Source organism: Faecalibacterium sp. Marseille-Q3530 (genome assembly GCF_017377625.1).
GTDB lineage: Bacteria > Bacillota > Clostridia > Oscillospirales > Ruminococcaceae > Faecalibacterium > Faecalibacterium prausnitzii_E.
This window is the reverse complement of sequence record NZ_JAFREH010000002.1, coordinates 191703-213831: the sequence shown is the minus strand read 5'-3', so window position 1 is coordinate 213831 and position 22129 is coordinate 191703. Positions and strand designations below refer to the sequence as shown.

Here is a 22129-nt window from a genome sequence, read left to right as displayed (position 1 = left end):
TATAATGGAATGCCGTCACAGCCACCGACTATACGGTACTATGACGGCATTATTTTTTATCGTCTGGAATGAACTGCACGACATCATTAGGAGAACAATCAAGCATCAGACAAAGTTTTTCTAATGTGGATAGTGTAATATTCCGATTTTTTTTCAGGGTGTCCAGCGTTTTGTTGTCCAAGCCGTTTTTGAGAAGCTGGTACTGTGTTACCTGCTTGCGGCGCATAGTTTCCCACAGAGGAGTAAAATCAATCAATGCTGTCACCACTTTTGCTTGTAAAAAATCATTCTTTACGTTTCATTATACGGGTTGGGTATGCAAATGGATATTGTGGAGATACCCACAATGCGGTATAATAAGTAAGATAGAGAGTCTGCAAATAGTGTTTGCCCATGTTATGACATTAATGATAATGCTATAACATGGGCAACTTTGTAATAGGAAGAAAAAGTGGAAGGAGGGAGAAATGTGGCAAGCGATAGTCATGCTAAAAGGCCAATTGTGGTAGAACGACGTAAGGAAAAGGGAAGAAAAAAGACACCTCGCCTGACAAAGACCTATGATGTGAAAATAATTCCTGCAACAGTGGGTGTCGTGGCGGAAACGGAAGAACCACCTAAAAAGCGTGTCGCTGCATACTGTCGTGTCAGCACAGATCAGGAGGCGCAGGAAACCAGTCTGGAAGAGCAAATGGCACATTTCAACACTGTTATAGCGGAGCATCCAGACTGGGAGCTGGCAGGCATTTATGCGGATGAAGGAATCTCTGGTACACAAGTTAAGCATCGAGTGCAGTTTCAGCAGATGATAGAGGATGCAAAGGCTAAGAAAATTGATCTGATTCTTACGAAGTCTATCAGTCGTTTTGCTCGTAATGTGGTGGACTGCCTGACTAATATTCGATTGCTGCGGAACCTCCGGCCACCTGTCAGTGTGTATTTTGACAAGGAACGCTTGGATAGTCTGGATGAAAAGGCAGAAGTATTTCTGACGATGCTGGCTTCCTTCGCACAGGAGGAATCCCGAAGCATCTCCACTAATATCAAGTGGGCAACTCGAAGCCGGATGAAAGCCGGAACGCAAAAAATCAGTACGACGAGTCTGCTGGGCTATGATACGGACGATGATGGTGAAATGGTAATCATTACCAACGAAGCTGAAATTGTTCGTACCATCTATATGAGCTTTGATAAAGGAATGCACCCAGCAGAAATTGCAGAAAAGCTCAATGCGTTGGAAATCAGGACAATCAAAAATAATCCGTGGACGGGTGAATCGGTCAAGAATATCCTGCGGAATGAAAAATACTGCGGCGACGTTCTGATGCAGAAAACCTATACGGTAGATTGTTTGACCCACAAGACCAAGAAAAACGAAGGCGAGGTGGAGCAGTATTTTATACCAGACCATCACCCCGCAATCGTAGAGCGAGAGGTCTGGGATAAGGCACAGGTAAGGCTGGAACAGATTGCAGGCAAGCGGAGGCGCATTCGCCCCAAACAGCAAAGGCTGATTCCATTACGAAAGGGAGTGCTGTTAGGATTCGTCCCCATCAGACCTACATGGAAGGCTGTTTCCCTCAAGAGATTGGAAACGGCAACAGAAAAGGTGATGGCACTGGTTGATGCAAAGCCAGAGCAGGTACACATAGAATATGAAAGCGAGGAATGTGAAATGGAAATTTTGAAAGGATTTGAGGTAATCAATCTAAAGCAACCGAAAGGCGAGTCTGTTATGACGGTGACTTCAAACAGTCTGAAATTCAATAAGGCAACAGCTGTAGAGTTAAACTACGCGCCTTACATCAGGGTGCTGCTCAACGCAAAGACCAGGCAGATTGCGATTCAGCCTTGTTCAGAAAAAGATCCGAATGCGATCAAGTTCAGTAATGAGGAAAGCAAGCAGACTTATGCAATCAGCATTAAGGTGCCGGCTATCCAGGTGGAGTTTCGGAGAATGCTGCCTTTCGAGGATGACAACGGTGGTAAACTTAGCTATACCTTGAATGGAACCTTGTACCCGGATGAGCAAGTTGTCATTTATGATATTGGGGATGTGAAACCGGAAACAGAAAAGAAACGCCGGGGCAGAAGAAAAAAATCTGAAATTGAAGCAGAACAAAAAGAGAACTAAGAATAATATTTGATTTGGTAGTGGCTCCCACTTGTGATTCAAAGGAAACTTTGAGTTGCAGGTGGGAGCTTTTTTATTGTGAAAAAGGCTATCTTCTTGACAAACCAGATGAATCTTTGCCGGACTTTTAACGAATGTTTATTTTTTAACAAAGAACATGATGGAGAGGGAAAAGTGTATCGCTTGCTCGAAAATTAAAAATCTTAGTCTTTTTTAACAAAAATCTCAGGGCATTTTTGACACCTATCTTTTCGGGCTGTTGATGGCATGTTGGATCGAATTTCTGCTTTTGATGGAAAAACCAGAGATAAGCAGGATTTTTGGAAAAGATTGATATGGAATCCTGTAAAGATTTGGCGCAGCACAGAAAAAGATTAAATGCGGATTCCTATAAGATTGAAAAAGGTAAAGAACCTAGATCATCATCGGTAAAAATGAAGATCGGGGCAAAAAAATAGACCGCCAAAGTGAAAAATGGCGGAATATCAAGGAAAATCAATGATTTGCTGTAGTGTTGGGGAGGAGTCCTTAAAAAGGAATTTATGAAATTTGTTGTCCAAGACTTGACATCGGGCGGGGAGGACTGTTTCCCGAAATATATAAAGCAGCTCCTAAACCATTATTACGATACGAATGAAATTTTTTTAGAGGAGAGAGGCTGAATTTTGCAAACCGATAAGAATGCAACGATACCCCTGCGGTTCTGGATGCACCGCAGGGGTCTTTTTTGTGCAGGTCCTTTCCGAAAGGGGAAAACCATGGTATACTGTGTTGAAGAGAATTTGAATCTGGAGGAGCAAAGATGAATGATATGAAAGCAAAGACCGGCGTACTTCTGAAAGAGATGGCCGTCCTGACCGGGGCGGTCGCGATCATTGCGGCGGGCGTCTACTTTTTTCTGGTGCCGAGCCATACATCCGTCAGCAGCATTTCCGGCCTTGGCATCGTGCTGTCCAATTTTGTGCCACTGCCCTTGTCGGTCATTACAATGATCCTGAACGTTGTGCTTCTCATTGTCGGGTTCTTTACCTGCGGCAGAGAGTTTGGCGCAAAGACCGTTTACACCAGTGTGCTGCTGCCAGTGTTTCTGGGGCTATTTGAAAAGCTGTTCCCGGAGGCTGGCTCGATGACTGGCAGTCAGGAGCTGGACGTGGTGTGCTATATCCTGGTGGTCAGCATCGGGTTGAGCATTTTGTTCAACCGCAACGCGTCCTCCGGCGGGCTGGATATCGTAGCGAAAATCATGAACAAGTACCTGCACATGGAATTGGGAAAAGCCATGTCTCTGTCGGGGATGTGCATAGCGCTTTCCGCAGCGCTGGTCTATGATAAGAAAACGGTGGTCCTGAGCATTCTGGGCACTTATTTCAACGGCATCGTGCTGGATCATTTCATCTTCGACAACAGCATCAAGCGCCGCGTCTGCATCATCACCGAAAAAGAGGAGGCGCTGCGGCAGTTTATCATCAACGATCTGCACAGTGGTGCGACCATGTACGAGGCCATCGGCGCATACAATCTGGAAAAACACAACGAGATCATTACCATCGTGGACAAGAGCGAGTATCAGAAGCTGATGAACTTTATCAACCGGGAGGACCCCAAGGCGTTTGTCACTATTTACAATGTGTCCAGTGTGCAGTATCAGCCCAAGACCTGAGCACCGGATGTGAAAGGAGACCCTATGAACATTACAGTTTATCTTGGAGCAAACGAAGGAAACACCCCGGCATTGAAAGCGGCCGTGCAGGAGCTTGGGCGCTGGATCGGGGAGAGCGGGAATGCGCTGATCTACGGCGGGTCCCGAAGCGGCCTGATGGGTGCACTGGCGGACAGTGTATTGGCTGCGGGCGGAGAGGTGACCGGCGTAGAGCCGGCGTTCTTTGTCAAAGGGGAACTTCAACACGATGGCCTCACGGAGCTGATCGTCACAAAGGATATGACCGAACGGAAGACGAAGATGATCGAGCTGGGCGATGCGTTCATTGCGTTTCCCGGCGGGACAGGTACGCTGGAAGAGATCGCGGAGGTGATGTCCAAAGTCTCGCTGAAGCATCTGGATGCGCCCTGCATTCTGTACGACCTGGATGGCTATTATACCGGCCTGCGGATGCTGCTGGGCCACATGATCGAAACGGGCCTGTCGTCTGAAGAACGGCAGAAAGGAATCTATTTTGCAAAGGATCTCGCGGAGATCAAGGCGATTTTGAACCGTTGATTTTGCAAAACGAGCCGAATTAAAATGACGCAGATACGATTGAAGCTGAGTAAATAAAACAAAGAGTAAATCATGAGAAAGCTGTCCGCAACAAAATTTCATCTGCATCAAAAACGCATACAATGAAAAGAATACAAATTGTATAGCTTGTTCGAGCGGCACATTTCTACAGCGAAAAATTGACTCGAATGCCGCGCCGTTTTATGCTATAATAGTCCATAGAAAAGGAGCGTGGAGTATTTGGAACTGGAGCAAGCGCAGAAGCGCGTGGAAGAACTGCGCGCGGTGATCGAAAAGAACAACCGCCTTTATTACGATCAGGATGCCCCCGAACTGGAGGATTTTGAATACGATGCCCTGACACGGGAGCTGAAAGAATTGGAAGCACAGTTCCCGCAGCTGGTCACACCCAACTCACCGACGCAGCATGTCGGCGGGACCCCCAGCGGACGGTTTGCCAAGGTCACACACGCGGTCAAAATGGAAAGTCTGTTGGATGCGTTTTCGTTTGACGAACTGCGCGACTTTGACCGCCGGGTACGTGAAGCAGGCGTCGAACCGGAATACGTGGTGGAGATCAAGATTGATGGCCTTTCGTGCAGCCTGGAATACGAAAACGGTACGCTGGTGCGGGCTTCCACCCGCGGCGACGGTGTGGTCGGCGAAGACGTGACGGCCAATGTCAAAGCCATCCGGAAGATCCCCAAACAGCTGAAGGATGCACCGGAGTTTCTGGAAGTGCGCGGTGAGGTGTATATGCCGCATGAAGCGTTCCAGCACCTTTGCGCCGAGCAGGAATTGCAGGGAGCGGCCCCCTTTAAGAATCCGCGCAATGCAGCCGCCGGTTCACTGCGCCAGAAGGATTCAAAAATCACCGGGAGCCGTGGGCTGTCGATCTTTATCTTCAATGTGCAGCAGATCCGCGGCAAGGAACTGACTACCCATGCAGAGAGTCTGGACTACCTCAAGAGCCTGGGTCTGCCGGTCTCGCCGCGCTATCACGTGGTGCACAACATCGAAGACGCCATTGCTGAGATCGAGCAGATCGGCCAGAACCGTTCGAAGCTCGATTTTGATATGGACGGTGCCGTCATCAAAGTAAATGCTTTTGCACAGCGCGATTTGATGGGTTCGACCAACAAATTCCCGCGCTGGGCCATTGCGTTCAAGTACCCGCCGGAGGTCAAGGAAACGACGCTACGCAGCATTGAAGTGGCTGTGGGCCGCACGGGCGTTCTGACCCCGACGGCCTGCTTTGACCCGGTCTTTCTGGCGGGGACTACCGTAGCGCGTGCGACGCTCCACAACGAGGACTTCATCCATCAGTTCGGCCTCTGCATCGGGGATACTATTCAGGTGCGCAAAGCCGGTGATATCATTCCGGAGGTCATCGGTGTGACCCGCCATGAGGAAGACGCACAGCCCTATGAGATGCCCACAGTCTGCCCGTCCTGCGGCGCACCGGTAGTGCATCTGGAAGATGAGGCGGCACTGCGCTGTGTCAACCCGGAGTGCCCGGCACAGGCACTCCGCAACATCATCCACTTTGCTTCCCGCGATGCCATGGACATCGACGGCCTCGGTACGGCGGTTGCAACGCAGCTGGTGGATAAGGGGCTGGTGCACTCGGCGGCTGACCTTTACACCCTCACGCTGGAGCAGCTGCTGACGCTGGAAAAATTCAAGGAAAAGAGTGCGACCAATCTGCTGCAAGCCATCGCGCACTCCAGGGAAAACAATCTGGACAAGCTGCTGTTTGGCTTTGGCATTCGGAACATCGGCGATAAGGCTGCGGCTCTGCTGGCGGAACATTTCGGTTCGCTGGAAGCCATCCGGGAAGCGACCGAGGAACAAATCAGCGAGATCGATGGCTTTGGCGGTGTGATGGCTCAGAGCGTGACCGAGTTCTTTGCAAAAGACGGCACGACCGACCTGGTCCATCGTCTGGCGGATGCCGGATTGAATATGCAGTGGAAGGGAGAGCCAAAGGGCGACAAACTCGCCGGAAAAACGCTGGTCGTGACCGGCACACTGGAGACCCTTTCCCGCAATGAGGCGGAAGCGCTGATCGTAAAGAACGGCGGCAAGGCCAGCGGTTCCGTCTCGAAAAAGACGGCCTATGTGGTGGCCGGAACGGCGGCAGGCTCGAAGCTGACCAAGGCACAGGCGCTTGGTGTGCCGGTGCTGACCGAAGCAGAGTTCCTCGCCCTGTTGAACGAGGAACCAAAGCCGGAATCCTGAATCTTTCCGGCGTCCTGAATAAAAGAAGAACCCCATCAAACGCCCGTACAGTGGAACACGCTGTGCGGGCGTTTGTGCTGCCCGGTTCTATCTTCCGCCCGGCTGCATACAGTGATGACAAGAGACGCGGAAGGAGAATGCAGAATGGACGAGTATTATCAGGTGGTTCAATCGCTGCCAAGCTGGCTGGCTCGGCCGCTTCTGGACATGCCGTCGGCCCTTGCGCCCGATGTGCAGGAGCTTCGGCTGCGGGTGGGCTGTGCACCAGCGTTCACGATGCGCGGGGCAGTCTGCACACCGCAGGAAACAGCGCGGGAGCTTGCCTCCTTGCAGCGGATGCTTCTGACGCCGCAGCAGATGGAGGAGATCTTGTTCACACTGTGCGGCGGGTCGGTCCACACGCATCAGACGGAGATCGCGCAGGGGTATGTGACGGGTCCCTCCGGGTGCCGGGCGGGCCTTGGTGGGCGCTTTCTGCAAAACCCGGAACAGGGCGTCGTTTTGCAGGAACTGACCTCCGTCAACCTACGCATTGCGCGGGAGAAAACTATCCCGCTCCCACAGGAACTGTGTGCAGCCATGCAGACGCATTTCATCGGGATGCTTCTCATAGGCGAGCCAGGCAGCGGCAAAACGACGCTTCTGCGCAGCATTGCGCGGGAGCTTGTCTGCCAGAAAAAGCTGGTCTCGGTCATCGACGAGCGGCGGGAGCTGTTTTCGGGCAGCTCCCGGCGGAAGACGCCCGGTGAAGCGCTGGATGTGATCTCCGGCATCCCGAAGGGACAGGCTGTGCAGATGGCACTGCGGACACTCTCGCCGCAGATCCTTTTGTTGGACGAGCTGGGCGGTCTGGATGAGGTGACAGCGCTCGAACAGGGGCTTTTCAGCGGCGTGGACTTTATCGCAACGCTCCATGCAGCGTCCCCGGAAGAAGCGGTCGGACGCCCCCAGGTGCAGGCGCTGCAGGCGCGGGGTGCACTCCATGTACTGGTCTGGCTCAAAGGGCGGGCGGAGCCGGGGCAGGTGCGGGAGGTGCGGTTTTTATGAGCAGCCTCTTTTTGCATGGCATCGGGGCGGTCTGCCTGGTATTCTGCGGCTGGTGCGTTGGCGATGGGGTCTGCATCCGTGCAGAGGCACATCGGCAGGCACTGCAAAAGACCATTGCCCTACTGGAACGCATCCGCCGGGAGATCGAATTTCGGCGTACGGATCTGAGATCTTTGCTTTGTGCTATGCAGCGGGAGGGTCTTGTGGGGCAGACAGAGCATTCGCTGCAAACGCTGGCTCCCGATCCGGCACTGACCCGGCGGGAGCAGAACGTGTTCCGGGCGTGCATGGCAGGGCTGGGCCATGCAGAAGCAGCGCAGGAATGCCGGCAGCTTGCATTTTACATCCAGCAGTTCGAGGCGTTTCAGACAGAGCTTGCACCGCAGCTGCGGCAAACGAACGAGCTTTCGCATAAGCTTGGCCTTGCGCTGGGGCTGGCGGCTGCAATTTTGCTGATTTGAGCGGAGAGGATGAAAAAGATGGAGATCGACCTGATCTTTAAGATCGCGGCCATTGGCATCATCGTAGCGGTGCTGAACCAATTGCTGATCCGCTCCGGGCGGGAGGACCAGGCGATGATGACGACACTGGCAGGGCTGGTCGTGGTCCTGTCCATTCTGGTGAAACAGATCAGCGCCCTGTTCGTGACCATCAAATCCCTGTTCGCACTATGAGTGCGGCGGCAGCGGCCTTTGGTCTGGCGCTTGTGGCAGCATTGCTTTATACGGTGCTCAGGCGCAGTGTCCCATCCTACGCGCTGCTGCTTTCGCTGGGGGCGGCACTGGTGCTTCTGGTGCGGGTCGGGTCTGCATTCCGGGCGGCGCTCCTCGGCATCGTCCGCCTGGGGGAGCAGACGAACGGCGCAGCCTTTTCGTGCCTGATGAAGAGCGCGGTCGTTCTGCTTCTGACGGACTATACCCACACCCTCTGCGAAGAAGCCGGAGCGGAATCGCTGGCGTGGTGTGTCGGGCTGGCCGGCCGCTGTCTGGTGCTTGCGGCGGCGTGGCCGCTGCTGGAAGAGATTTTACAGCGAATCGGGAGTATGACGGGATGAACAACTGGGATATGCGCCTTCCGGGCGCGGAGACGTGGGGGCCTTATCTGGAACAAAGCCCGGTACCGCCTGCGGCGTTCGCAGAAAACCCCTGGGAGGCGCTGCGCAGTTTTCTGCCGGAGTCCCTGCCCTCGGCTCTGCATACCGCAGCAAGCGGATATGCGGCGGTTCTGACCTTTCTGGTGCTGGGCGCCGTCATCGCACTGCTGTTGGGCGGCCATGCGGATGGAACACTGCTGGACCTCGTCTGCGCAGGGGGCTGCGGGGTCCTGCTATGGGAGAAGCTCGTGGCCCTTTCCGAAACGCTCTGCACCCAGATCGAAAGCTGGAACCGGTTTCTTCTGGGTTTTCTGCCAGTGTATGCAGGGGTCCTGACCCTGGGCGGCGAGAGCGTGGCAGGCGCTTCGGCAGGCGGTTTTCTTCTGACGCTGCTGTGTGTTCTGGCGCAGGGGCTCACGGTGCTGGTTCCGCCGCTGCTCCAATGCTATCTGGCTCTGAGCATGGCCTGCTGTATCTGTGCGGAGACTGGGCTGGGGAGCTTTTGCAAGGCGGTTGGCAGTGCGCTGGAAAAGCTGCTGGGGTGGGCGGGCAAACTTCTGGTTGCCCTTTTGGGTCTGGAGCGCATCTCAACGCTGCAGCTGGACCGTGCGGCCCTTCGCACCGGGCAGCTTCTGACCGGGACGGTGCCGATCATCGGGGAGACGTTGCGCGACGCCTCGGAGACGGTGCTGTCGTGCCTTCAGCTTTTGAAAAGCGGGCTGGGGCTGGCTGCACTGTTGACCATTGCAGCAGAATTCGTGCCGGTCTATCTGGGAATGCTTATCCAGCTGGGCCTGCTTTCCGGATGCGGACTTCTATGCGGAATGATGGGCAGTGAGCGCTGCCAGAACCTTCTGGAATGTTTTGCAGAGGCGCTTCGCTGTATGATGGCGGTGACGGCGCTGTTTGCGGGGCTTGCCATTGCAGGCACGGCACTGCTCTTTGTGGTAGGGGGTGGATGAAGTGCAGAACATCAAAGCGGCGGTGGCAGTTTTCTGCACGGCGTGTATCTGCGCGGAGCTGACCGCACAGCTCACAGGGCAGGGGTGGGCCAGGCGCAGCATAAAAGCGGTGGCTGGGTTATATATTTTAGCAGTGGCCCTCTGTGTGCTTCCGCAGGCAAAAGGGGAGTGGCAGACGTTCGCTCTCCCGACGGCGTCTTCGGTGGAACTGGGAACACAGAAGGAGACCGTGCTTCGTGCGGCGGCGTCTCAGCTGGAAGAAACTTTGGAAGCCCGCTGCCGTGAGGAGCTGGGCGCAGAGGTCGCCATCCGCATCGAGCTAGAAGAGACAGCGGAGGGCGTACAGGTCCATTCCCTGACGGTAACGCCGACGGGAGAGGCGGAAGAAACGCGGGACGCGGTAGAGGAACTGCTTCAACATACGCTGGGCGTATCGCCTGTGTGGAACGTACCCGGCGGGGAGAATGCGCCATGAAACAGCGGGGAGAAGGAACAACATTTGATTTCCGGGCACTGCTGAAAAAGCAGAACCGCACCCGACTGGCCGTGGTGCTGGGCGGCGCGGCGATGCTGTTGCTGCTGCTCTCCGAACTGCTGCCCGCAACGCCGCCTGCGGAACCATCCGCGGCGTCGGCTTCCCAGGCGTCAGCCTACCGGGAGCAGCTGGAAGCACAGCTCCAGGACCTGATCGGGCAGATCGATGGGGCCGGGGCCACGACCGTGATGGTGACACTGGAAACCGGGGAGGAGACCGTCTATGCTACGGACACGCAGTCGGGACAGACCCAAAGCCAGGAAACGCATGTGCTGTTGGATGACGGAACGGCTCTGGCGCAGACGGTCTATTATCCGCAGGTGTGCGGGGTCGCGGTCGTCTGTGACGGCGGGGGAGATGTCCGGGTCGCTGCACGGATCACTGAGCTTGTGCGGGCATTGCTGGATATTTCGTCTACCCGGATCTGTGTAGAACAACGCCGGCCCTGACCGGCTGTTTCCGAACCATTCAGTCGCAGAGACAAGGAGGAACATTTCCATGAGAGCTATTTCCAAGAACACCCGAAAAGTGACGGCGCTTACCCTGGCGGCGGCTCTGGTCGTTGCGGTCTATCTGAACTGGCAGTATGCGCGGGCGGGCGTCACGCTGGAGGAAAACGCCGTCCAGGTTGCGGCAGGAGCAGACACGGCGGACGAAGCCTCCGCGCCCATTCTGGACGGCCTGATGACCGAGGCGGAAGCCGTTTCCAGCGCCAACAAGAATTATGGAGAAGCACAGCTCGTCAGCGTAGCGAATCACAGCGGCTCCAAGTTCTTTGATGAGGCCCGGCTCAAGCGGACCAAGGCGCACGACGAAGCAATGGACGCCGTTCAGAAGGCATTGAAATCGTCGTCGCTCTCCGCAGAAGAGAAAAAGAGCTACACCCAGCAGTTGACCGGCAATCTGGAAGATCTCCATGCGGAAAATGAGATCGAAACGATGGTCAAGGCCAAAGGCTTCGCAGACTGCCTCTGCTTTTTGCAGTCCGGCCGGGCAGACCTGACGGTGATGACCTCCGGCGACGCACTGACAGCAGCGCAGGTGGCGCAGATCCGGGATATCGTCCTGAGCAAAAGCAGCGTGACGGCGCAGAACATCACCATCGTAGAGGTAAAATAAGAGAGCGGTTGCGGGGGTCCGCCGGATGTGGTAATATAAAGAGGAACAAACAAAGCGGGCCTGCCGCCCGGCGGGCCCCACAGGAGCGTCTATGAAAGAACCAAAACTGAAGACCGTTTACGTCTGTTCCAACTGCGGGGAGACCAGCCCGCGCTGGATGGGCCGCTGCCCCAGCTGCGGCAGCTGGAACACCATGAACGAAGATGTGATCGCAGAGGCCCCCAAGGCGGGGCTTACCGGCGGAAAAGCCGCTGCCCCTGCCCGGCAGGAGGGTGTGACCTCGCTGACGGCGAAGCGCCTGTCGGAGATCAGCACGACCGAGGAGAAAAGCCGCATTCTGACCGGCATCTCCGAACTGGACCGTGTGCTGGGCGGCGGCATCGTGTTGGGCGGTGTGGTCCTGCTCAGCGGTGAGCCTGGCGTGGGCAAATCCACCATGCTGCTGCAGCTTTGCGGTGCCATCTCCAACCAGCACACGGTTTTGTATATTACGGGGGAAGAGTCGGTGCGGCAGGTCAAGCTGCGTGCTGCGCGGCTCAAGATCCCGCAGGAGAACATCTATCTGGTAGCCGAAAACGACGTGGACGAGATCTGCGGCCTGATCGAAAAGGAAAAGCCAGACCTTGTGGTCATCGACTCCATCCAGACCATGCGCTGCATGGACATCTCCTCTTCGTCCGGCACGGTCAGCCAGGTGAAGGAAAGCGCGGCCCGGCTGCTGGCAGTGGCCAAAAAGCAGGAGATCCCGATGTTCATTGTGGGCCATGTCAACAAGGATGGTGCCATTGCCGGCCCCAAGGTCATGGAGCACATCGTGGATACGGTGCTATACTTTGAGGGCGACAAAATGCTGCCTTACCGCATCCTGCGGGCAGCCAAAAATCGCTATGGCTCCACGAATGAACTGGGCATGTTCGATATGACGGGGCAGGGGCTGGAAGAGATCGAAAACCCCTCGCAGATGCTTCTGGAAGGCCGTCCACTCGGCGTTTCCGGCAACTGCGTTGCCTGTACGATGGAGGGCAGCCGCCCCATTTTGAGCGAAATTCAGGCGCTTGCGACGAAAACGAATTTCCCGGCACCGCGCCGCGCCTGCAGCGGCTATGATTACAACCGCATGAACCTTCTCATTGCGGTCCTTGAAAAACGCGCCGGGTATTTCTTCGGCAACCTGGATGTGTATATCAACATCGTCAGCGGCATCACGCTGCGGGATACGGCCTGCGACCTGGCGGTCTGCCTCAGCATAGTCTCATCGCTGCTGGACTGCCCGGTCAGCGACAAATTGATCGCCATCGGTGAAGTCGGTCTGGGCGGCGAGGTGCGCAGTGTGCCTAATCTGGAACAGCGTCTGCGGGAGGCGGAACGGATCGGCTTTGAACGTGCCGTCGTGCCGAAACACAGCCTCGCGCATCTGAACCCGGCGGATTATCCGGGCATGAAGCTCGTAGGGGCGGCTTATATCTCGGATGCGATCCATGCTTTAAAAAACGACCGCCTTTAATGGAAATGATAAGGAAACGATATGTCCATCTATCTTGATGAAAAGAATCCCAGCAAGCACAAACCGTTCGATGATGCTTCGGCGGACATTGTGGAGTATGTGCGTTATCTGGAAGTGATTGCAGGCAAAAGCGCGAACACAGCGTTCAGCTATTACTGCGATCTGCGCGGCTTCAGCCGCTTTATGAAGCGCCGCAGGGGCCTTGTGGCAGAGGATACGGAACTGAAAGAGATCGACCCCAAAGGGCTCGACACCGCATTCTGGGGCAGCGTGACAAAAGAGGACGTTTACGAATATCTGTATTTTCTGAACCGTGAATGTGGAAACAAAAAGTCCTCCACCGCCCGGCGGCTGGCCAGCCTGCATGGGTTTTACGACTATCTGGTCAATCAGGTCAACCGCCTTTCGCAGGACCCGACGGCCTCCATCAAACCGCCCAAGCAGGATAAAGTTCTGCCCAAATATCTGACGGCGGAGCAATCCATGCAGCTGCTGGAAAGCACCCAGCATCAGAGCGATTTCCCGGAGCGGGATTACTGCATGGTCGTGCTGTTTCTGAACTGCGGGATGCGTCTGGCAGAACTGGTCGGGATGGACCTTGGCGACATTGACCTGGAACAGCGGCAGATCCGGTTGTTCGGCAAAGGCCACAAGGAGCGCATGGTCTACCTGAATGATGCCTGCATCGAAGCGCTGCAATTGTATCTCAAAAAGCGGAACACGATGGAAGGTCTGGACCCCAAGGAAAAGGCCGTTTTTGTGACCCGCCGCATGAAAGACCGCATCTCGAACCGCCGCGTGGAACAGCTGGTGACAGGTGCCATGAAGGCGGCAGGGCTGAAGGGCTTTTCGACCCATAAGCTGCGGCATACAGCAGCTACGCTGATGTACCAGACCGGCAATGTGGATATTCTGACGCTCAAGCAGCTGCTCGGCCACAGCAGTGTGGGAACGACCCAGATCTATACGCATCTGCAAGAATTTCAGGTTCGCGCAGCCATTGAGCAGAACCCGCTGGGTGAAGTCCGGAAGACAAACTTGGATACAACGAAACAGGAGGCGGGGGAGACCCACGGGGGAATTTCGACGGACGGGGCAGAAATGGACGCAGGAGCGAAGGATGCTCCGGATGATGCAGCCGAAATGCCGACTGGGCCGATGGAAGCCTTTGATGGGGCTGCCAAAGACGGTTTCCGCGTAGATGTTTCGGCGTTACGTGACCCGGATGCAAGTGAGAAAATGGAGCACTGAAATGGATTATACGAAATTTTCAGGCACTTATACGGTGCGACGACTGCTCCGTGACGATATTCCGTCCATTTTTGCGCTTTGTGAGAAAAATCCGCAGTTTTATGAGCATTGTCCGCCGTTTGTGACGCCGGAAAAGATCGAAGCCGATATGAAGGCCCTGCCGCAGCGCAAGGCCGGTCAGGAACAGGATAAGTATTATCTGGGCTATTTTGACGTCCACCAGCGGCTTGTGGCTGTGATGGATTTCATCGACCATTATCCGGATGCGCAAAGTGGGTTCATCGGATTCTTTATGATGGAGAAAGACCTGCAAGGAACCGGCGTCGGAAGCTCGATCATCACGGAGCTGTGTGCCTGTCTGGCGCAATGGGATTATCAATACATTCGTTTGGGTTATGTGGATGGAAACGAACAAAGCAGATCGTTCTGGCTGAAGAATCAATTCACGGATACCGGCTTGAGAGATCATACAAACGATTACACCGTCGTTGTGATGAATCGTTTCTTGACAAAAGTGTAGATCAAAAAGCAGAAAAAACAGACCAAGAATACACCAATTGCATACATACCGCAAAAAGGCCGCTGGAGCTCAAAATCGAGCCCAGCGGCCTTAATTGGCAAAAATTGGAGAAAAGAGGTTTTTTTCACTCCCCTGTATTTCACATAACGTGCATTATACGAAACTTATGCTATTGAAAAACAGGCCCCCTCTTCTGCTGTGTTCCACACGCACAGCTTTGCCGGGAGGCTCGTTTTTCGTTTCTGTTTCAGGACGCACACCGTTGCAGGTTCAGGCCATGTGTAGTGCGGGATGCTCTCTTTGTGCCAGGTTTGGTTTATTCCGGCAGCGGTGTGATCTCAAAATATGTACAGATGGCTTCATAGTAAGCGCGGGCGGTTCGCCTGCAACCCTCTTCACTGCCAAACTGTGCAATATCGGCTGCACTGGTCACAAAGCACTGCTCTGCCAGAACGGCCGGACAGTTTGCATCTTCCAGGATGGTAAAGCTGCGCTCTGCCCGCACTTCGGTATGGCTGGTCTCGATCAGCTGCTTTGCTTCTCCGATATAATAAATGTAACGGACTCCTCCGCGCCCCCGCAGACTGGCCCCGGCGGAACGCATGGCGCTGGCCAGGAGTTTTGCGAAATAATAGCTTTCCTGATGCCAGGTGCGGCCCGGCACACTGGGATAGCACTCGAACCCGGAGGCTGTAGAGCCTTCCGGTGCAGAGTTCCCATGGATGGAAAGCAGCAGGTCCGGCGAGAGCGCATTGGCCGCAGCGGCGCGTTCTGCTGGCTTTGCCGTGGCGTCATAGCTTTCGCGGGTCTGGAGCGGGATAAAATTGGGGTCTGCCTCCAGCCACCCGCGCAGTGCTTCGGCGGTAGCTGCCGTCATCTCCTTTTCCGTTACGATCCCCTGCGCGCCGGGGTCCGAGCCGCCGTGCCCGGCATCGATCGCAATACGATAGGGCGGCGGGCCGAAGGTAGGACGGAAATCATCATCGTCTACAGCGGGTGTTCCCTGCCCGATCGTAAAGGATGCATACCACAAATAAAGGCCGAAACAGAGCCCGATGAAACAGAGGCAGAGAACGACCGCGTGACGAAATGAAAAGGCCTGATTTTTCTGTTTCTTTTTGCGATGGACTGCATGTTTTGCCATATAGACTTCCCTGCTTTGAATAAAACAAATCCTGCCCGCGAGATGGTTTCCGGGGCAGGTTTCCGGGAAATGCCCGGAGAAATTTTACTTCAGTTCGACCACGGTCACGCCGCTTTCCCCCTCGCCGTAGCGGCCAAGGCGGAAGCTCTTGACCATGCGGTTTCCGCGCAGATGCTTGTGGATGGCCGTGCGCAGTGCACCGGTGCCGTTGCCATGGATCAGATAGACCACGGTCTGGCCGTTCAGGATGGCGCGGTCGATGAAGGAATCCACCTCCGGCAGTGCCTCATCGACCGTCAGGCCCAGCAGATTGCACTCCATTTTGGCGCTGCGCTGCACCCGCTCTACCCTGCCGTTCGGGCGGTTGGCGTCACCGGTCAGGCGGGAATACCGCTGCTGCGCTTTGGTCTTGGCCTGCGGTTCCTTGACCAGCTTTTCGGGCTGCTTCAGGCCCAGGAGCGGAACTTTGGTCTTGATGATTCCGGCGCGAACGAGGACATCGCCATTTTTATCCGGCAAAGCCAGCACCGTTGCCAGCTGATTCAGCTCGGCGATGCAGACCTCCTGCCCCACCTTGACCTCCTTCAGCGGCACAAATTCCTTGACCGGGTTGTGCACGACCTCGGTGCCGATGAAGAGTTTTTCGGATTCTTTTTTGGCGATCTCCCGCGCGCGCTGAGCCTTCTGCTGAGTGCTCATCCGCTCATCCTTCTGGAGCTGACGCAGCTCATCCGTCAAAGCGTATGCTTTGCTTTCCACCTGCTGTGCCAGTGCACGGGCCTTGGCGCGGGCTGCTTCCAGCTCATTTTCGCCCTGCTGGATGAGTTCGTCCCGCTTTTTGCGGGCGGCATCCAGCTGATGGGCAGCCTCATTGCGAAGCTCTTCCACCTCGTCCTGGCTTTCCTTGAGCTGCAGTTTCAGGTCGTCCAGCTGGCCCAGAACCGCATCCAGACGCTTGTCCTCTGCCGAAAGATGCTGCTGTGCCGCTTCAATGACGCGCTCTGGGATGCCGAGCTTCTCGCTGATGAGGAAGGCGTTGGATTTGCCGGGAACGCCGACGCTCAGCTTGTATGTGGGGCGCAGCGTCTCAAGGTCAAATTCACAGCTGGCATTGACGACACCTTTCGTCTCCAGAGCGAAGACCTTCAGCTCTGCATAGTGGGTGGTCGCCATCAGAAGCACACCACGGCGGCGCAGCTCCTCGATGATGGCGACTGCCAGCGCAGCACCCTCGGCGGGGTCTGTGCCTGCTCCCAGCTCGTCCAGCAGGACCAGTGTGCGGGGCATGGCCAGTTCCAGGATGCCTGTGATCTTCTTCATGTGGCCGGAGAAGGTAGACAGGCTCTGTTCGATGCTCTGCTCGTCGCCGATGTCCACGAGGAACTCGTCAAATACACAGATCTCGCTGCGCTCGTCAGCAGGAATGAGGAAGCCGCATTGTGCCATGGCACACAGCAGACCGGCTGTTTTCAGAGTGACCGTCTTGCCACCGGTGTTCGGGCCTGTGATGATGAGCGAATCGTAGTCTCTGCCCAGCGCGATATCCACCGGAACGCACTTTTTGGGGTCGATGAGCGGATGCCGTGCCCGGATGAGTGAGAAGGACGAATCGGTCCGCACGGCAGGCTTGAAGGCCTTCATGTCCAGCGCCAGCCGCGCTTTGGCCAGCAGGACGTCAATTTCCAGCATGGCCTTATAGCTGTACTGGAATTGCGGCTCAATGGCGGCGACCTGTGCCGTGAAGGCAACCAGAATGCGCTCGATTTCCTGCGCTTCCTGTGCGCGGAATTGCAGGATGCGGGCATTTGCCTCCACGACGGCCTGCGGCTCCACAAAGACCGTTGCGCCTGTAGAGGAGACATCGTGGATGATGCCGCTCACTTCACCGCGGTATTCACTTTTGACCGGGACGACATACCGGCCGTTTCGCATGGAAACGACGCTCTCTTGCAGATATTTGGAGGTGTCCATGTTGCGGACCATAGTTTCCAGACGGTCGCGGATGCTGTTTTCGGTAGCGTGGATCTTCTTGCGCAGCTCATTCAACGTGCGGGAAGCCGTGTCAGCCATGGCATCCGGTGCCAGAATGGCGCTGGAGATCTGCTGCTCCAGGCCGGGCTGCGGGGCCAGCGCGTAGAACAGGTCGTCTGTCGGCAGCGCCTCGTGATCCGAGGAACCGTACCAGCTGCTCAGATTCTGGAAGTTGCGGAGTGCCCCCGCCACCATCAGAAGCTCTCCCATCGAGAGGACACCGCCCTTGACAGCGCGGGTCACCAGCTGGCTGACACCCTCCACACCGCCGAACCGGGGCGAACCGTTTTTGATGAGCAGGCTGTTGATGGCGTCTGTCTGTTCCAGCGAATAGCGGACCTCGTCCGGGTCGCACTGGGGCTCCAGCGCCAGCATCTGCGCTTTGGCCTCCCGGCAGACGCAGCCCTCGGCTGCGCGGGCAATGATCTTATCAAGCTCAAGTGTTTTTAAGTAGCTTGTTTCCATAGTAATGATCCCTTTAGAATTTGTTCGGTCAGGGCAGAACGGATTTCAGAAATGAATAGCTCTTCAGCGGCTTATCGAGGTGGGTCAGCGCGTATTGCTCTGCCACCGCCGACAGCTTAGCTAGACTGCCGACCGAGATCTTGAATGCAAATATTTTTTTGTCCTCTACGAGGCAGATGTGCCGCAACGCATACAGCGCACCGGCGTCCAGGTTGCACGGCTTCCCTGCCTTCTGCGCACAGTCCGGGCAGAGCAGATAGCCCTCCTGCGGGTCGAGATAAAACGACGCATCGTCATACTTTCCGCACACATTGCAGCAGGCAAGCTGCGGCAAAAAGCCGCACTCGCTCATGGTGCGCAGCTCGAACACCGCCTTGATGACGCGCAGATCCGCTTTCTGGCGGCTGATCATGTACAGGCAGTTGAGCAGAAGCCGAAGCTCCTTGCCCGCTTCGGTGCCGGTCGGCGAGAGCGAGACCGCCATCTCATCCAGATACATGGCAAGCCCCATCCCCTCGATGGAGGAAGAAACTCCGTGGAAAATGGTGTTGACCGAAGCCTCCCGGACCGTGTACATATTCCGCCCCGGAACAAGGACAAATTCCGAGTAACAAAAAAGCCCGCAGGCGCTGAATAATTTACTCTTCAGCCGCAGGCTGTTCGGCGCCGAAGCCGAGATCACACCAAGCTCCGGTGTCAGGATGGTCAGGATCCGGTCAGCCTCTTTGTACCGGGTCTCCCGCAGGACGAGCCCCATCGTTACGATCGTATCCATCAGTATCTTCTCCTGCCGGAACAGCAGGCTGTTCCGCGTTCTGCTGCCTGTAATCCAGGTAGCGGAGGATGTTTCCGGTGCAGGCAAATGCCTGCCAGTGTGCGTCAGCGTCCATAGGCCTCCCCTTTCTGCGCGGCAGATGCCGCCCATGATAGTGTTGCCTTTATCCTAGCGCACCACCCGTGGAAAATCTGTCCGAATCGCGGCGCAGGCTCAGCGATTGTTCGGGTTCTGCTTGAAACCAAAGTTGTTCAGCAAAAACTCATTGTCACGCCAGTCGGCTTTGACTTTGACCCAGCACTGCAGGTTGACACGGCAGCCGAGGAACTCTTCGCAGTCTGCACGGGCCGCGCTGGCGATCTTCTTCAGCATCGCGCCGCCCTTGCCGATGACCATGCCCTTGTGGCTCTCACGTTCGCAGTAAATGTTGACGTCGATGTCCACAAGGTCGGTTCCGGGACGCTCTTTGAAGCGTTCCACCACGACAGCGATGCCGTGCGGGATCTCATCCCGCATGAACAGCAGCGCCTTTTCGCGGATGACCTCAGCCACCAGCTCTTTTTCTGGCATGTCCGTGTAGGCGTCATCGTCAAAATAGTGAGGGCCTTCTACCGCATACTGGCTCAGCGCGTCGAACAGCTCCTCGCAGCGGTCGTCGGCGCGGACGCTTACGGTATAGATGGCATCAAAGACACCGAGCGCCTTCAGCTCTGCCTTGCGGGCTTCGAGGTCCGCCGGGTCTTTGACGAGGTCGGTCTTGTTGATGACGGCAATGGCCGGGCCGCCGCTGCTGCGCAGAGCGTCCACCAGGACCATTTCCGGCTCATTGAGTGCACCGTATGGCTCAAACAGCATCATGGAGACATCGACGTCCGCGATGGAATCACTGGCCGTCTTGTCCATCCGTTTGCCCAGTTTGTTGTGTGCCTTGTGTACGCCCGGCGTATCGAGCAGGACATACTGCAACGGCCCGCGCGTCACCACACCGGTGATGCGGGTGCGGGTCGTCTGGGGTTTGGAGGTGACGATGGCTACCTTCTCACCGACCAGACGATTTGTCAGGCTGGATTTGCCGACGTTCGGCCGGCCGATGACGGCCACAAAGACCGAAGAGGTCTCATAATGCTGTTGCATTGGGGCTGCGTTTTTCAAAATAGAACTCCTATCCCTTCCAAGGCTTCTGTGTTATTCCGTGTAGCTGACTGTGCGGGGCAGACCAAGCTGGGTCAGCACGGCCTCTTCCTTCTCGCGCATCCGCATGGCTTCCAGACCGCCGTTCTCGTGGTCATAGCCCAGCAGATGCAGCATCGAGTGCACCGTCAGGAAGGCAACTTCGCGCTGCAGCGGATGACCGTAGAGCGTGGCCTGTTCCTGTGCGCGCTCCATGCTGATGACGATATCGCCCAGCATCTTGCAGCCGTTGTTCTCATCGACATCGTACACGCCGTTTTCGCCCAGAGGAAAGCTCAGAACGTCCGTGGGCATGGGTTTGTTGCGATACTGGTTGTTCAGCTCCGCAATGGAGGCATTGTCAACGAAGGTTACGCTGATCTCAGCAGGGTCATCGAAATGTTCATATTCCAGCACGGCGTTGCAGGCACGGCGGATCAGGATGCGGAGGCCCGACGGGACCTTCACAGCCTTCTGGGAATTGGTGATCAAAACTTTATTGGACATAACAGTCCGCTCCTTTCTTTTTATGCTGCCTTTTTGAAAGCGTTATGGCTCTCAGCGCTTGGCGGGGTGCGCGGCGGCTTCGTATGCTTTGATGATCTCCTGAACCAGACGATGTCGCACAACATCCTTTTCGGTAAAGTAGCATTGTGCGATGCCGTCCACATTTTTCAGGATCTGCAGCGCGTCCACAAGACCGCTGCGGGTACGGTCTGGCAGGTCGATCTGTGTCACATCGCCGGTCACGACCACTTTGGAACCTACACCCATACGGGTCAGAAACATCTTCATCTGTTCGGGGGTGGTATTCTGCGCTTCGTCCAGAATGATAAACGAGTCATCTAGGGTGCGTCCACGCATGTATGCGAGCGGCGCGACCTCGATGATCTGCTTCTCCACCAGACGCTCGTACGTTTCGGCCCCCAGCATATCGAACAGGCCGTCGTAGAGCGGACGCAGATAAGGGTCTACCTTCTGCTGCAGGTCGCCGGGCAGAAAACCAAGCTTCTCCCCTGCTTCCACCGCCGGGCGAGTCAGGACGATACGAGAAACATCTTTTGCCTTAAAGGCTTTGACGGCCATTGCGACAGCCAGATACGTTTTACCCGTACCCGCCGGGCCGACGCCAAAGGTCACTGCATTCTTGCGGATGGCGTTGAGGTATTCCTTCTGCCCCAGCGTTTTGGGGCGAATCGGACGCCCCTTTACGGTGACGGTCACGAAATCCTCCGTCAGCTCTTTGACGCGCTTTTCCTCGCCGTCATGCGCAAGGCTCAAGCAATAGCGCACAGTCTGCTCTTCCAGCGGGGTATGATTCTCGATCAGAATAAGCATCCCCTCAATGGCACGTGCCGCAGCGGCAACATTGGCGCTCTCGCCCGACAGGCGAAGCATTGTGCCGCGGCAGACAGCCGTAACGGAAAACTCTTTCTCCAACAGGCGGATGTTGCGGTCACAGTTTCCAAAAACCGCCGCCGCGATCTCCACACTATCCAGTTCGATGCTCTTTTCAGCCATACGGCTCCTCCCGAAATCTCAATAGAATTCCATGTTTATTGTACCACCAAAAGTGCAAGAAGAAAACTGTGAAAATTGCACAAAATTTTAGTGAAGGAATCTATCAGGCAAAAACTCGATGCAGACCATTAGAAAATGTTGCCGACAAGACCATGTTGCAAAAAGTGTTACAAAAAATTTGGGGTAGTACTTTATAAGCAAGAAAAAGCCCTACGAATTTCGCAAAATCTAGCGATAATTCGTAGGGCTTTTGGAGCTACTGATCCGATTCGAACGGACGACCTGCTCATTACGAGTGAGCTGCTCTACCGGCTGAGCCACAGTAGCAGACCAATGTTCTGCAACGTGATGTATTCTATCATAAAAGCCGGTGAGTGTCAAGATAGGAATTTGTTTTTT

At 55.6% G+C, this 22129-nt stretch carries 22 protein-coding genes and 1 tRNA gene; 15 read left to right on the top strand and 8 right to left on the bottom strand.

All coding sequences use genetic code 11. The annotated features are described in order from the left end of the window. Positions 1 to 49: 49 nt before the first annotated feature. Positions 50 to 256: a helix-turn-helix transcriptional regulator gene (locus J3350_RS04175; RefSeq protein WP_207685795.1), complete on the bottom strand. Its 207-nt coding sequence runs from the start codon at positions 254 to 256 to the stop codon at positions 50 to 52. 213 nt (positions 257 to 469) lie between these two features. On the opposite strand from J3350_RS04175, the gene J3350_RS04170 reads away from it, so the two are divergent. The 15 genes from J3350_RS04170 (at position 470) to J3350_RS04100 (ending at position 14624) form a co-directional block, all read left to right on the top strand. Continuing rightward, positions 470 to 2134 carry a recombinase family protein gene (locus tag J3350_RS04170; protein ID WP_207685794.1) on the top strand — a complete coding sequence of 555 codons (1665 nt, stop codon included), beginning with the start codon at positions 470 to 472 and terminating at the stop codon, positions 2132 to 2134. Positions 2135 to 2936: 802 nt separating this feature from the next. After that, positions 2937 to 3794: a YitT family protein gene (locus J3350_RS04165; RefSeq protein WP_207685793.1), complete on the top strand. Its 858-nt coding sequence runs from the start codon at positions 2937 to 2939 to the stop codon at positions 3792 to 3794. Between the two features lie 24 nt (positions 3795 to 3818). Further along, complete coding sequence (locus J3350_RS04160; RefSeq protein ID WP_207685792.1) at positions 3819 to 4352, top strand: TIGR00730 family Rossman fold protein; 534 nt, start codon at positions 3819 to 3821, stop codon at positions 4350 to 4352. 231 nt (positions 4353 to 4583) lie between these two features. Next, positions 4584 to 6593, top strand: a complete 2010-nt coding sequence (gene ligA / locus J3350_RS04155; RefSeq protein ID WP_207685791.1) for an NAD-dependent DNA ligase LigA — start codon at positions 4584 to 4586, stop codon at positions 6591 to 6593. A 144-nt stretch (positions 6594 to 6737) separates the two neighbouring features. Beyond that, complete coding sequence (locus J3350_RS04150) at positions 6738 to 7640, top strand: ATPase, T2SS/T4P/T4SS family (protein ID WP_207685790.1); 903 nt, start codon at positions 6738 to 6740, stop codon at positions 7638 to 7640. Next, positions 7637 to 8101 carry a hypothetical protein gene (locus J3350_RS04145; RefSeq protein ID WP_207685789.1) on the top strand — a complete coding sequence of 155 codons (465 nt, stop codon included), beginning with the start codon at positions 7637 to 7639 and terminating at the stop codon, positions 8099 to 8101. Before J3350_RS04150 ends, J3350_RS04145 begins: the two co-directional genes overlap by 4 nt. An 18-nt stretch (positions 8102 to 8119) precedes the next feature. After that, positions 8120 to 8314 carry a stage III sporulation protein AC gene (spoIIIAC, locus tag J3350_RS04140; RefSeq protein WP_022257164.1) on the top strand — a complete coding sequence of 65 codons (195 nt, stop codon included), beginning with the start codon at positions 8120 to 8122 and terminating at the stop codon, positions 8312 to 8314. Next, complete coding sequence (locus J3350_RS04135) at positions 8311 to 8694, top strand: stage III sporulation AC/AD family protein (RefSeq protein WP_207685788.1); 384 nt, start codon at positions 8311 to 8313, stop codon at positions 8692 to 8694. The genes spoIIIAC and J3350_RS04135 overlap by 4 nt, the downstream gene beginning before the upstream one ends. Continuing rightward, on the top strand, positions 8691 to 9695 hold the full coding sequence (locus J3350_RS04130) for a stage III sporulation protein AE (protein WP_207685787.1): 1005 nt from the start codon (positions 8691 to 8693) through the stop codon (positions 9693 to 9695). Before J3350_RS04135 ends, J3350_RS04130 begins: the two co-directional genes overlap by 4 nt. Position 9696: 1 nt before the next feature. Continuing rightward, positions 9697 to 10170, top strand: a complete 474-nt coding sequence (locus tag J3350_RS04125) for a hypothetical protein (RefSeq protein ID WP_207685786.1) — start codon at positions 9697 to 9699, stop codon at positions 10168 to 10170. After that, complete coding sequence (locus J3350_RS04120) at positions 10167 to 10679, top strand: stage III sporulation protein AG (RefSeq protein ID WP_207685785.1); 513 nt, start codon at positions 10167 to 10169, stop codon at positions 10677 to 10679. The genes J3350_RS04125 and J3350_RS04120 overlap by 4 nt, the downstream gene beginning before the upstream one ends. A gap of 49 nt (positions 10680 to 10728) precedes the next feature. Beyond that, positions 10729 to 11349, top strand: a complete 621-nt coding sequence (locus J3350_RS04115) for a SpoIIIAH-like family protein (RefSeq protein WP_207685784.1) — start codon at positions 10729 to 10731, stop codon at positions 11347 to 11349. A 91-nt stretch (positions 11350 to 11440) separates the two neighbouring features. Beyond that, positions 11441 to 12853, top strand: coding sequence for a DNA repair protein RadA (gene radA / locus J3350_RS04110; protein WP_207685783.1), 1413 nt, complete (start codon positions 11441 to 11443; stop codon positions 12851 to 12853). 21 nt (positions 12854 to 12874) lie between these two features. Next, entirely contained in the window at positions 12875 to 14104 is a 1230-nt protein-coding gene (locus J3350_RS04105; protein ID WP_207685782.1) for a tyrosine-type recombinase/integrase, read from the top strand. A 1-nt stretch (position 14105) separates the two neighbouring features. Continuing rightward, entirely contained in the window at positions 14106 to 14624 is a 519-nt protein-coding gene (locus tag J3350_RS04100) for an N-acetyltransferase (RefSeq protein ID WP_207685781.1), read from the top strand. A 316-nt stretch (positions 14625 to 14940) separates the two neighbouring features. Here the strand turns inward: J3350_RS04100 and J3350_RS04095 are convergent, their stop codons facing one another. The 7 genes from J3350_RS04095 to J3350_RS04065 all read right to left on the bottom strand — a co-directional run bounded on the left by J3350_RS04095 (position 14941) and on the right by J3350_RS04065 (position 22057). Beyond that, entirely contained in the window at positions 14941 to 15768 is an 828-nt protein-coding gene (locus J3350_RS04095; RefSeq protein WP_207685780.1) for an N-acetylmuramoyl-L-alanine amidase, read from the bottom strand. Between the two features lie 84 nt (positions 15769 to 15852). Beyond that, a complete protein-coding gene (locus J3350_RS04090) occupies positions 15853 to 18264 on the bottom strand; it encodes an endonuclease MutS2 (RefSeq protein WP_207685779.1) in 2412 nt (803 codons plus the stop codon). Positions 18265 to 18292: 28 nt separating this feature from the next. Further along, positions 18293 to 19039: a DNA repair protein RecO gene (gene recO, locus J3350_RS04085; RefSeq protein ID WP_097792243.1), complete on the bottom strand. Its 747-nt coding sequence runs from the start codon at positions 19037 to 19039 to the stop codon at positions 18293 to 18295. 213 nt (positions 19040 to 19252) lie between these two features. Further along, entirely contained in the window at positions 19253 to 20173 is a 921-nt protein-coding gene (gene era / locus J3350_RS04080) for a GTPase Era (RefSeq protein WP_097792244.1), read from the bottom strand. Positions 20174 to 20224: 51 nt separating this feature from the next. Next, positions 20225 to 20716, bottom strand: coding sequence for an rRNA maturation RNase YbeY (ybeY, locus tag J3350_RS04075; RefSeq protein WP_097792245.1), 492 nt, complete (start codon positions 20714 to 20716; stop codon positions 20225 to 20227). A 51-nt stretch (positions 20717 to 20767) separates the two neighbouring features. Then, entirely contained in the window at positions 20768 to 21730 is a 963-nt protein-coding gene (locus J3350_RS04070; RefSeq protein ID WP_207685778.1) for a PhoH family protein, read from the bottom strand. 251 nt (positions 21731 to 21981) lie between these two features. Next, positions 21982 to 22057, bottom strand: a tRNA-Thr gene (locus J3350_RS04065). Positions 22058 to 22129 lie beyond the last annotated feature (72 nt).

What these genes read in the sequence shown, in the direction of transcription:
- J3350_RS04135 (WP_207685788.1), top strand. Translation starts at nt 8,311, where the DNA reads ATGAGTGCGGCGGCAGCGGCCTTTGGTCTGGCGCTTGTGGCAGCATTG.
- J3350_RS04090 (WP_207685779.1), bottom strand. Translation starts at nt 18,264, where the DNA reads ATGGAAACAAGCTACTTAAAAACACTTGAGCTTGATAAGATCATTGCC.
- spoIIIAC (WP_022257164.1), top strand. Translation starts at nt 8,120, where the DNA reads ATGGAGATCGACCTGATCTTTAAGATCGCGGCCATTGGCATCATCGTA.
- J3350_RS04070 (WP_207685778.1), bottom strand. Translation starts at nt 21,730, where the DNA reads ATGGCTGAAAAGAGCATCGAACTGGATAGTGTGGAGATCGCGGCGGCG.
- J3350_RS04095 (WP_207685780.1), bottom strand. Translation starts at nt 15,768, where the DNA reads ATGGCAAAACATGCAGTCCATCGCAAAAAGAAACAGAAAAATCAGGCC.
- J3350_RS04150 (WP_207685790.1), top strand. Translation starts at nt 6,738, where the DNA reads ATGGACGAGTATTATCAGGTGGTTCAATCGCTGCCAAGCTGGCTGGCT.
- J3350_RS04130 (WP_207685787.1), top strand. Translation starts at nt 8,691, where the DNA reads ATGAACAACTGGGATATGCGCCTTCCGGGCGCGGAGACGTGGGGGCCT.
- J3350_RS04120 (WP_207685785.1), top strand. Translation starts at nt 10,167, where the DNA reads ATGAAACAGCGGGGAGAAGGAACAACATTTGATTTCCGGGCACTGCTG.
- ybeY (WP_097792245.1), bottom strand. Translation starts at nt 20,716, where the DNA reads ATGTCCAATAAAGTTTTGATCACCAATTCCCAGAAGGCTGTGAAGGTC.
- radA (WP_207685783.1), top strand. Translation starts at nt 11,441, where the DNA reads ATGAAAGAACCAAAACTGAAGACCGTTTACGTCTGTTCCAACTGCGGG.
- J3350_RS04145 (WP_207685789.1), top strand. Translation starts at nt 7,637, where the DNA reads ATGAGCAGCCTCTTTTTGCATGGCATCGGGGCGGTCTGCCTGGTATTC.
- J3350_RS04115 (WP_207685784.1), top strand. Translation starts at nt 10,729, where the DNA reads ATGAGAGCTATTTCCAAGAACACCCGAAAAGTGACGGCGCTTACCCTG.
- J3350_RS04165 (WP_207685793.1), top strand. Translation starts at nt 2,937, where the DNA reads ATGAATGATATGAAAGCAAAGACCGGCGTACTTCTGAAAGAGATGGCC.
- recO (WP_097792243.1), bottom strand. Translation starts at nt 19,039, where the DNA reads ATGGATACGATCGTAACGATGGGGCTCGTCCTGCGGGAGACCCGGTAC.
- J3350_RS04100 (WP_207685781.1), top strand. Translation starts at nt 14,106, where the DNA reads ATGGATTATACGAAATTTTCAGGCACTTATACGGTGCGACGACTGCTC.
- era (WP_097792244.1), bottom strand. Translation starts at nt 20,173, where the DNA reads ATGCAACAGCATTATGAGACCTCTTCGGTCTTTGTGGCCGTCATCGGC.
- J3350_RS04160 (WP_207685792.1), top strand. Translation starts at nt 3,819, where the DNA reads ATGAACATTACAGTTTATCTTGGAGCAAACGAAGGAAACACCCCGGCA.
- J3350_RS04105 (WP_207685782.1), top strand. Translation starts at nt 12,875, where the DNA reads ATGTCCATCTATCTTGATGAAAAGAATCCCAGCAAGCACAAACCGTTC.